This window comes from Rhodococcus sp. EPR-157 (assembly GCF_001647195.1).
Taxonomy (GTDB): domain Bacteria; phylum Actinomycetota; class Actinomycetes; order Mycobacteriales; family Mycobacteriaceae; genus Rhodococcoides.
This window is the reverse complement of sequence record NZ_LVCV01000281.1, coordinates 24,201-34,422: the sequence shown is the minus strand read 5'-3', so window position 1 is coordinate 34,422 and position 10,222 is coordinate 24,201. Positions and strand designations below refer to the sequence as shown.

Below are 10,222 nucleotides of genomic sequence, written 5' to 3'. Positions count from 1 at the left end.
TTGATCTCGTCGCTGACCGCGACGAGTGCGTCGACGGCGGACTTCCTGGAAGCGAACGCGAACAACCTGATTCGGATCTCCGCTGATTCACGAGAGGCATTGGAGCTGTTGGCTCAGTACTCGCCGGCGTTCGGATGCACGTTCAGTCAGTTCGTGCCCATCGTGGACCGTGCACAGGCCGTCATCGGCGTCGGCGACGAATATTCAGGCATCAACGTGAGTATGCCCGTCGTCAACCCGAGAGGTCGATACCTTCCCAACCAGGACGAGCCGCGGTTCCTCGACGATCGTGGTCCGCGATGCTACACACCGGCCGATACCGCAGCGGGGGAGTTCTTCCCGCAGTATCCTGCTGGTTCCGCCAACGACGGGTCCTACCAGGTACCGTCGAGAAACCCAGGGCCGCAGGATATCCCGGAGCTTCCGGCACCGCAGTACTCGATTCTGCCCGGCGCCGACACCGGTACCGGTCAGGCCGCGTCGGCTAGTTACGAGGGTTCGGATTTCGAGCGTGACACGTTGGCCGTGATCTACGGCCAGGCGACAGGAACGTCACCGGGGGACGTTCCCTCATGGGTGACATCGGCGGGGGCGCCGGCATTGAGGGGTGCGGAGGTGTCGTTCACCGAAACCGCTACGCGGTGAGTGTGACCCGGCGGACGGGTCAGCGTCCGTCGGACACGAGAATGGTGAGCAGCAGCTCGGCGCGTACCCGGGCGTCCGTCAGGTCCACGTCGAGCAATTCTTGCACGCGAGCGATACGCCCGCGCAACGTGTGTCGGTGGACACCGAGGTGTGCGGCGGCCCCCTCCCAATGCCCGTGCGCTGCCAAGTAGCAGCGCAACGAATCCAATAGTTCGACTCCGTTTTCCCGGTCATGGGCCGCGAGCACGTCTACCGTCGAGGTTGCAAGGGTGAGGAATGCCTCCCTGGTGGGTGCGGAGCGCAGCACTACCGAAGCGCGTGCATTGCCGAACTCGACGAGCCGTTCGGAGCGCTTCGAGCCGGCAATCCCGAGAGCCATCCGTGCCTGCGTAGCCGCTTTCCGAATATCGGGAAGCGAGTGCGCCATGCTCAATCCGGCTCGGAGGGTTGGGTCGTCGGGCAGCTGTGCGTCGACCCAAGACGAGGCGTCGTCCCCCCGCAGAAGTACGGTCGCCACATCTCCGTCGACATGCGCGTACAGGCCGCGTCCGGCGCGGAAGAGTAACCCGTCGAGATGGCGAATCGTGTCTTGCGTTGTGGCGGAGCGTAGTACCAGTGCTCGTACGAGGCCGTCCACTCCTGCTGCATCGTTCAACACGGTCGGCACGGGTTGCTGGTCGAAGCGGGTGTCGAACATCGAGGCGAGCGCGAGGGCGTGCAACGTCGACCGCTCGACTCTCGAGCGTGCCGGCTGTTCCAATTCCAAGGTGACGAGTGATACTGCGTGTCCTAGCAGTATTCGATTCACACTGCTGATGGGGCCGGTCGACGTCATTGCCACGTGACCGGACGACGCAGGGGACAGCCCGACCGACTGTACGGTCACACTTCGTCCGGGTTCGCTGACCGAGATGGACGCGGCGGTTCCGGATCGCCCGCGCGCGGCCACAAGTTGTCGAACCTCGTCGAGAAACGCCTGTTCGGAGCGCGGATACAGCGCGCTCGTGCGGCGACCGACATATGCGATGGTGGTCGCTGTCGAGGTCGCAAGTTCTTTGACGATGGCATCCACGCCGCCGTGCAACGCCGCCCGTGTAATTCGGTTCTGTACCTTCGCGGCCTGCAGGACCTCTTCGTATTCCTGCTCGGCGATCTTGTTCATGACCGTGCGGACGATCGCAGCGAACGGGATTTCGAAGGGGACCTCCAGAACTTCGAGGCCTACCTCGTCGGCGCGCTCGACGAGAGCATCGGGAACGATGCTGTGCGACAGGCCGATTCCGAAGCCGAGGCACGACACCCCGACGCCATGAAGGCGGTCGATGTACGAGCGGAGTTCGTCGGCGTCGTCGGACAAGCCGAGGCCCGTAGTAAGGATGAGCTCCCCGCCCGACAACCATGGGCTCGGGTCGGTGAGCTCGGTTGCGTGGACGAAAGTGACGGGAGCGGGGTGTGCGGTCCGTGCACCTCGTCGCGACAGAGACAGTTGCTTCTGACTCAACAACCACGAGATTTGAACGGTCACGAGAGTCGAGACTAGTCCGATCTGCCGAAATGGTGCTGCGGACTGCTTGATCTTGTACGAAATGTCAGGTCACCGGGGCGGGCGATCGGTCGCATACTCGGAGCAATCATCTTTTCGAGAGGACGTGGGCGCATGACGAGATTCGAGTATCGGCTTCCTCAGGAGCGGCGAGTCGTGACCGACTTCCCTGGACCGCATTCCACCGCTCTCGCCGAGCGACGCAAGGCGGTTGTCGGCGCCGGTGTTGCCTCGACACTGCCGGTATACGTAGCCGACGCGGACGGGGGTGTAGTCGTCGACGTCGACGGCAACTCGCTGATCGACCTCGGTGCCGGCATCGCGGTGACAACGGTCGGCGCGTCGAACCCCGCGGTTGTTTCCGCAGTGCAGGATCAGGTCACGCACTTCACTCACACGTGCTTCATGATCGCGCCCTACGAGGGCTACATCGCGGTAGCCGAGAAGCTGGCCGAACTGACGCCGGGAGACCACGCAAAGCGGAGCGTGCTGTTCAACAGTGGCGCCGAGGCAGTCGAGAATGCCGTGAAGATCGCTCGTCACGCGACCGGTAGAGACGCCGTCGTCGTGTTCGATCATGCGTACCACGGTCGGACGAACCTGACGATGGCGCTTACTTCCAAGTCGATGCCGTACAAGCACGGTTTCGGACCGTTCGCCCCGGAGGTCTACCGAGCGCCGATGTCCTATCCCTTCCGAGAGGGTCTGAACCCGGACGGATCGTCGATTACGGGTGCGCAGGCTGCCGCCCGCGCGATTTCGGTCATCGACAAGCAGGTCGGCGCTGCCAACGTAGCCGCAATCTTGATCGAACCGATCCAGGGCGAAGGCGGCTTCATCGTTCCCGCCGAGGGATTTCTGCCCGCACTCGCAGAGTGGGCGACGGCAAACGGCGTCGTGTTCATCGCAGACGAAGTCCAGGCGGGCTTCACCCGCACCGGCGCCTGGTTCGCCAGTGAGCACGAAGGCGTCGTCCCCGACCTGATCACGATGGCCAAGGGCATCGCTGGAGGCATGCCGCTGGCGGCAGTGACAGGTCGAGCCGATCTCATCGACGCCGTCCACCCCGGCGGCCTCGGCGGTACCTACGGAGGTAACCCTGTGGCATGCGCAGCGGCGTTGGCGTCGATCGATCAGATGCTGACACTCGACCTGAACGCGCGGGCTCGCGATATCGAACACACCGTCACATCGCGGATGAACGCGCTCGCCGACGAGGTCGGCATTATCGGTGAGGTCCGCGGACGGGGAGCAATGCTTGCCATCGAGATGGTGAAGCGCGACGGGCGTGAACCGAACCCCGAGGCCACCAAAGCGGTTGCTGCGCTCGCGCTCGAGGCAGGAGTCATCGTTCTGACGTGTGGGACGTACGGAAACGTGATCCGACTACTCCCGCCACTGGTGATCCCCGACGAGCTCTTGGACGAGGCGCTCGACATTCTGCAAGAGTCCATCCGGACCGTCGCCAGGGAGAACTGAGATGTCACGTGCCGAGCAGTTGCTCACTTCCGTTCCCACCGACATCTGGATAGGCGGAAAGCAAACGGCTACATCCACCGGCGCCCGTTTCGCGGTGCTGAATCCTGCAACCGGTCAACAGCTCGCAACCGTCGCCGACGCGTCGAGTTCCGACGCGCTCGAGGCGCTCGACGCAGCGTCAGCAGTCCAGGCGTCGTGGGCTGCGACCCCCGCGCGCGAGCGCGGTGAGATCCTCCGACGGGCATTCGAGCTGCTACGTGGGCGCTCCGAGGAATTCGCGTTGCTGATGACGCTGGAGATGGGTAAATCCATCCAGGAGAGTCGTGGCGAAGTGGTCTACGGCGCCGAGTTTCTGCGCTGGTTCGGTGAAGAGGCGGTCCGAATCGGCGGTCGATTCACGGCGGCGCCCGCAGGCAACGGACGAATTCTGGTCACGAAAGTGCCTGTCGGGCCGGTCCTTGCGGTCACTCCGTGGAACTTCCCACTGGCAATGGGCACCCGCAAGATCGGACCCGCTCTTGCTGCCGGATGCACCGTTCTCGTCAAACCTGCGGAAGACACACCGCTGACGATGCTGCTTCTGGGGCAGGTCTTCGTCGATGCGGGACTGCCTTCCGGTGTGTTGTCGATTCTTCCGACGTCCGACGCTGCGAGTGTGAGCGATCCACTGATGCAGGACGATCGGCTTCGCAAGATCACGTTCACGGGCTCCACCCGAGTCGGCAAGATGTTGGTTCGCAGTGCCGCAGACCGGCTGCTTCGCACGTCGATGGAGCTCGGCGGCAACGCCCCGTTCATCGTGTTCGACGACGCCGACATCGATGCGGCCGTCGACGGAGCGATGCTCGCCAAGATGCGGAACGGCGGCGAGGCCTGCACTGCGGCAAACAGATTGTATGTGCACAACCACGTGCGTGAAGAGTTCACCAGCAAGTTGACGACCCGAATCGCGGCGCTGTCGGTAGGACCTGGTGACGTGGACGGCACCGACATCGGACCGCTCATCAACGCGAAGCAGCTGGCCACGGTCAGCGCTCTCGTCGACGACGCCGTGTCCAAGGGCGCTCGCGTACGAACCGGGGGACACGCACCGGCGGGGAAGGGGTTCTTCTACGCCCCGACCGTACTGGACGAGGTTCCGCCACATGCCAATCTGGTCCGCGACGAGATCTTCGGACCAGTGGCAGCGATCATCGGCTTCGACACGGAAGACGAGGCTGTCTCCGCTGCGAACGACACGGTGTACGGGTTGGTCAGCTACTTCTACACCCGTGATCTGGACCGTGCGATGAGGGTGTCGGCCGCACTCGATTCGGGCATGGTGGGAGTCAACAGAGGAGCCATTTCCGACGCCGCGGCCCCCTTCGGTGGCGTCAAGGAATCCGGCTTCGGGCGAGAGGGCGGGTCCGAAGGAATCGATGAGTACCTCGAAACCAAATATGTAGCGTTACAGTGAAATTCGGGCGACTCGTGTTTTTCGTGTGGGGCTCAGCGAGGTAAGAACGGATCTTCGCCGATTCGGCTCAGTCCACGATGCAAGAACCACTCGGTCCCGAGGATTTCCCGACGTTCCTCCTCGGACATTTTCGCGATTCGAGTTGCTCCGCCACCGCGCGCGATCTCCGACTCGTGCTGGGCGAACGCCGACCACTTCTTGTCGTACCACCGTCCGACGTCGATCGCTAGATCCACGTCCTCGTCCGGAACCCCGGGGACCCCGGGCCCGGGCGGGGGTGCCGAATAGCCGAACAGAGTCTCCCATTTGGCCTCGATCGTGCTGCGAGGAATAGTCGCTTGGCACAGATGGCTCGGCTGCCACGGCTCGCCCGCCTCGGGAAAGAGCTGCGCGAACGGCGACGCTTCGAAAGCGGCGAGGGTGACGCGATGTGCGTGGATGTGGTCGGGGTGACCGTAAGCCCCGAACGCATCGTAGGTGACGACGACGTCGGGTCGAAATTCACGGATGTGTGCGACCACTTTGCCGACTGCTTCGTCGAACGGCGACATGCCGAACAGAGCTCCGCCGTCGAAGCCATTGTCGGTGTACCCGAGCAGGCGTGGCTTTCCAGCACCCAGCACAGACAGGGATCGCCGGAGTTCGTCGACGCGGATATCGCCCTCGCGCCACGTGCAGGTGACCACAGATGTCCGAGCGCCCGCCTCGGCGCTCCGCGCAAGAATCCCGCCGGTGAACAGTGCCTCGTCGTCCGGATGGGCATGGACACACAGGACACTGGGGATTGCTCTCATGGTCGCCGACCTTCGCGAAGCGTGCGCTGCGCAAGGTCGCGGAGTGCGCCCGTGATCGATGAATCGCCGAGCTGACACGTCGTGTCGTCGACCGAGACAGTCCACACGAACGCGTCGCGTTCACGAGTCGGTGACGGCTGCGCATGCGACTGCGACAGCAGGAGAGGTCTGGCCTGTTCGACGAGCTGACGCCACTCGCGGACCGACGCCTCGTCGGCGATCGTGTCGGTATCGATCTGAGCCCTCTTCGTCAGCCCCGCAACACCGCCCACTCGAATCACCTCGATGAACATCACCGCGTCCTTAGTGTCCCTGGGCTGTATGACTTGTTTCATACCCGCCGAGTCGTCGAATCCGAAGGCTCATGGTCGTCTACCGCTATACCCACCGTAGACCAGCCCTTGGACACCGCGCGTCGAACGTCGGACTCGTTGCCGAAGCGATTCGCTGCGGCCGCGACGGTCGCCGCCGCGAAACCGTCGAAGTCGATCGTCGGTGAGAGTGCGGAATCGGTTGCGACGTCGAACCACACCTGTCCAGCTCTGTCCCAGGCAGGTCCACCGAGCTCGATCGCCGCCGAAGCGAACGCGCGGTTGGGGATTCCCGAATTGATATGCACGCCGCCGTTGTCGGATCTGGTTTCGACGTAGCCGTCCATGTCGGCTGGTTGCGGATCCCGGCCTAGCACGTCGTCGTCGTACGCGGACCCTGGTTCGATCATCGACCGGAGCGCGCGGCCCTGCACTGCTGGGAGAAACAGACCTTGACCGACCAGCCATGATGCGTTGTCGGCATTCTGCCCGAGCGCGAATTGTTCGACGAGAACCCCGAACACATCCGACAGTGATTCGTTGAGTGCCCCCGACTGGCCCGAGTACTCGAGCCCGGACGCGTATTGGGTGAATCCGTGCGCCAACTCGTGAGCAATGACGCTGAGGGACGCGGTGAATCGTCCGAACACCTCTCCGTCTCCGTCGCCGAACACCATGCGTTCGCCGTCCCAGAATGCGTTGTCGTAGTCACGGTCGTAGTGCACGGTTGCATCGAGCGGCAGGCCACCGCCGTCGAGACTGTTGCGCCCGTACACGTCACGGAAGAATTCGAAGGTGACACCGAGTCCCTCATAGGCCTCGTCGACAGAGACGTCACCTGAAGAGGGCCATCCCTCGGCCCGGACCAGTCGTCCCGGCAGCACTCGATCGTTCTCGGCGTCGTGGATCGATCGCCGTGGACCGCCAGTTGCCGCCCGGGCGGCAATTGCGGTCGGCTTGGGTGCGTCGATACGGCCGCGCACGAGTTCACGGTCGATGGCGAGCGTGCGCGCAGCACTCGACGACGCGTGGTCGACAGCAACGCCCTGCCCAGAACTAGGAGCCGCATGCTGGGCGATGCGCTCGAGCAGGAACGGGGGCACCACCGAACGAAACACGAACTGGCTGGACTTTGCTGGCGAGCTTGAACGACTGGGCATCCGAGCACCTTCCGGTCGACGTCGCTAGGAGAGTAGACGACGGTGCCGACAGTTCGGGTTTGCGCCGCTACCAGACCGAATGTCTCATTCGGTCACTTGGGTTGCCGAGCGCGCAGGTTCCAGCCGGGGCGCGGGTTGCAACGCGTGCTGTCGCTGGAAGGTGCGCGTGGTGGGCCGGACTGCACCGAATGTCTCATTCGGTCACTTGGGCGCATACGATTCGAGGAAGCCTGGGACGGCATCGGCGGCGAGGGCCTTGGAGAACCAGTAGCCCTGACCGTGGGTGAATCCGAGCGCACGCCCCCGGTCGAGTCGGCTCTTGTTCTCTATCCCCTCGAGAACAACGTTATGATCGAGCTCCGTCGCGAACTGCAGCATCGCGACGGCGACCGCGTTTCCGACCTTGGTATGCAGTGAGGCTGCGACCGAACGGTCGAGTTTGAATCCGTCGACCGACACTTGGGTCAGACGCGGCACCGGCGACCAGCCGGATCCCAGATCGTCGAGCATCACGGTGAATCCGGCGGCCCGGAGAGCGGCGACGATTCTGGCCTCGTCGCCGACCGCGACTCCGCGGGCGGTCTCGGTGATTTCCAGTATCAGCGACTTCGCATCGAGTCCGGAAGCGCGTACGGCACACGTGATTCGGTCGATGCAGTTCAATCGCTCGAGGTGGTGGCCCGATATGTTGACCGAAAGTCTGAGATTCGGGTGATTCCGGGTCCACTTACGGAAGTCCTCGAGTGCCCGCGTGAGAATTCGCAGATCCAGATCGATGATCAGGTCCGTGTTCTCCATCCTGCCGATGAAGTCGCTGGGAGGACGTACGCCGAGGGTCGGGTGTTCCCAACGAGCCAACGCCTCCAGCGCGAACAGTTCACCGGAGCGAAGATCGACGATGGGCTGGTACCAGGGAGTGATATGGCCTGCGTCCAGGGCTCTGGTCACTTCCCGCACAGTCGCTTCTGCGTTCGTGATCCGTGCGCGATTGCGCTGGGCGTCGAGATGCTCCTCGACCATCACGGCCAGTTGTTCGAGCAGATGAAAGTCGTCCGCAGACACCTGGCGGGGACGGAAGTCGAGCACACACAGCGTGCCGATGGGTACGGATTCGCGACCGAACAGCGGGATCGATGCATACGCGCACAATCCTGAATTATTCAGTGCCGCAATAAGTGCGGCGGTCGGCCGTGCGGTGGGTGTGGTTGTGCTGCTGTAGGACGCCACGCCCTGATCGACATCCTGTACGACGATCGGCCGACCGGAGTCGACCACGGCTCGGCACGCAGATTCGGACAGCGGGACGACGTGCATTCCAGCATCGTCCACCCCGTACGAAACCAGGGTGTATTGGTTTCGATCGTCGAGAATGTTGACCAGCGCAACGGGAAAGTCGAGTGCACGCGCGGTGACTGCGGCAGCATTTTCGAGTGCGGGCGAGACTGCCGAGTAGTCCAGATACTTTCGAGCAGACTCGCTCTGTCTCTCGTCTGGAGATCGGAACACAGCGCCTCCATCACCATCCGGCGCATTCGGAGCACCTCGAAAATTCCAACCCATCCGAGTATCTCAGAGACGTCCGCCGAAGGTCGTTCTTCGGTGAGGCGCGCATGTCCGCGCGAACATGTCAGCTGCCTGCCCTCCGAATCCGTGATGCAATCCGCGGCCGATAGTAGGGTGAGGAGTCGACACGACGACGCGAGGTCAGGAGAGTCGATGCCAGATTTCAACGAGCAGGTCATCGCCGAATTTCGGGCAAATCACGGGAAGGTCGGTGGCCCCTTCGAGGGAGCGCCGTTGCTGTTGTTGCACACCACCGGCGCCAAGTCCGGTGCGCGGCGTACCAGTCCGCTGATGTACCTCCCAGACGACGACCGCTACGTCATCTTCGCGTCCAAGGCGGGAGCGGACACGAACCCCGCGTGGTACCACAATCTCAGGGCAGATCCGCGAGCCACCATCGAAGTCGGCGACGACACCATCGACGTCGTCGCGGAGGAAGTCACGGGAGATGCCCGCGACGTGTTCTATGCGAAACAGGCGGATCTGTACTCCGGATTCGCCGACTACGAGAAGAAGACGACAAGGGTCATACCGGTCGTCGTACTGTCCGCCGCGTCGTAGATCGATCGCCCCCCTTACGCTCGTCCGTATGACTGGTGATCGGGACAGCCGACTCGAACGTTCCGAGATCAGTGCGGCCTTCACCGACTTCGTCCCGCACCGTGACGAGGTTGGAGAGACCCGTGCCGCTGCGGTGGCAGTGGCGATCGGCGGCTCGGACTACGACCGCCGAATGCTGCTGACGAAGCGTCTGTCTCGCATGCGCGCACACCCGGGCCAGTTCGCCCTTCCCGGCGGTCGCGTCGATCCGGGAGAGACCGTCGAGCATGCCTGTCTGCGCGAGCTCGACGAAGAACTCGGTCTCGTCGCATCGGAGTCCGACATTCTCGGACGACTCGACGACTACCGGACTCGATCCGGCTACACCATCACTCCGTTCGTCGTATGGGTAGGAGACACTCTGGACACGATGGTCCCGAATGCCGGTGAGGTGGACGTCGTCTATGAGGTCGACGTCGCAGAGCTCGACGTCGACGCGAGGTTCGTCTCGATCGTCCAGTCGGACCGGCCGGTCGTGCAGTGGCCCTTCCGTGATTCGCTCGTCCACGCTCCGACGGGTGCGATCGTGCACCAGTTCCGCGAAGTCGTCCTGCATCGGCGCCATACACGTGTGGCAGACTTCGAACAGCCGGTGTTCGCATGGAGATGACCACGTGGAGATGATCACGCAAAGGCGCCGCAACGACACCGCAGCTCGGCCGGCGCCGCTG

Annotated in this window: 10 protein-coding genes; 5 read left to right on the top strand and 5 right to left on the bottom strand. The window is 63.4% G+C overall.

Features of this window, described 5'->3' with window-relative positions; genetic code table 11:
* Positions 1-645 (top strand): MCE family protein (locus A2J03_RS13030; RefSeq protein WP_197480742.1); only part of this gene is annotated, 645 nt, incomplete at its 5' end.
* Positions 646-664: 19 nt separating this feature from the next.
* Here the strand turns inward: A2J03_RS13030 and A2J03_RS13025 are convergent.
* Positions 665-2,170, bottom strand: coding sequence for a PucR family transcriptional regulator (locus A2J03_RS13025; RefSeq protein ID WP_068374383.1), 1,506 nt, complete (start codon positions 2,168-2,170; stop codon positions 665-667).
* Between the two features lie 132 nt (positions 2,171-2,302).
* Between A2J03_RS13025 and gabT the strand changes: the two genes are divergently transcribed.
* Positions 2,303-3,667 (top strand): 4-aminobutyrate--2-oxoglutarate transaminase, encoded by a 1,365-nt coding sequence (gene gabT, locus A2J03_RS13020; protein WP_068374379.1) that lies wholly within the window; start codon positions 2,303-2,305, stop codon positions 3,665-3,667.
* A gap of 1 nt (position 3,668) precedes the next feature.
* Positions 3,669-5,123: an NAD-dependent succinate-semialdehyde dehydrogenase gene (locus A2J03_RS13015; protein ID WP_068374376.1), complete on the top strand. Its 1,455-nt coding sequence runs from the start codon at positions 3,669-3,671 to the stop codon at positions 5,121-5,123.
* Between the two features lie 32 nt (positions 5,124-5,155).
* Here the strand turns inward: A2J03_RS13015 and A2J03_RS13010 are convergent, their stop codons facing one another.
* The 4 genes from A2J03_RS13010 to A2J03_RS12995 form a co-directional block, all read right to left on the bottom strand.
* Complete coding sequence (locus tag A2J03_RS13010) at positions 5,156-5,917, bottom strand: PIG-L family deacetylase (protein ID WP_068374373.1); 762 nt, start codon at positions 5,915-5,917, stop codon at positions 5,156-5,158.
* A complete protein-coding gene (locus A2J03_RS13005; protein WP_068374420.1) occupies positions 5,914-6,210 on the bottom strand; it encodes a protealysin inhibitor emfourin in 297 nt (98 codons plus the stop codon). Before A2J03_RS13005 ends, A2J03_RS13010 begins: the two co-directional genes overlap by 4 nt.
* Before the next feature lie 38 nt (positions 6,211-6,248).
* Positions 6,249-7,388: a M4 family metallopeptidase gene (locus A2J03_RS13000; protein ID WP_068374370.1), complete on the bottom strand. Its 1,140-nt coding sequence runs from the start codon at positions 7,386-7,388 to the stop codon at positions 6,249-6,251.
* 201 nt (positions 7,389-7,589) lie between these two features.
* Positions 7,590-8,894 carry a sensor domain-containing phosphodiesterase gene (locus A2J03_RS12995; protein WP_068374367.1) on the bottom strand — a complete coding sequence of 435 codons (1,305 nt, stop codon included), beginning with the start codon at positions 8,892-8,894 and terminating at the stop codon, positions 7,590-7,592.
* A 210-nt stretch (positions 8,895-9,104) separates the two neighbouring features.
* Between A2J03_RS12995 and A2J03_RS12990 the strand changes: the two genes are divergently transcribed.
* On the top strand, positions 9,105-9,512 hold the full coding sequence (locus tag A2J03_RS12990) for a nitroreductase family deazaflavin-dependent oxidoreductase (RefSeq protein ID WP_068374364.1): 408 nt from the start codon (positions 9,105-9,107) through the stop codon (positions 9,510-9,512).
* A gap of 28 nt (positions 9,513-9,540) precedes the next feature.
* A complete protein-coding gene (locus A2J03_RS12985; RefSeq protein WP_068374361.1) occupies positions 9,541-10,161 on the top strand; it encodes an NUDIX hydrolase in 621 nt (206 codons plus the stop codon).
* The last annotated feature ends 61 nt before the right edge of the window (positions 10,162-10,222 follow it).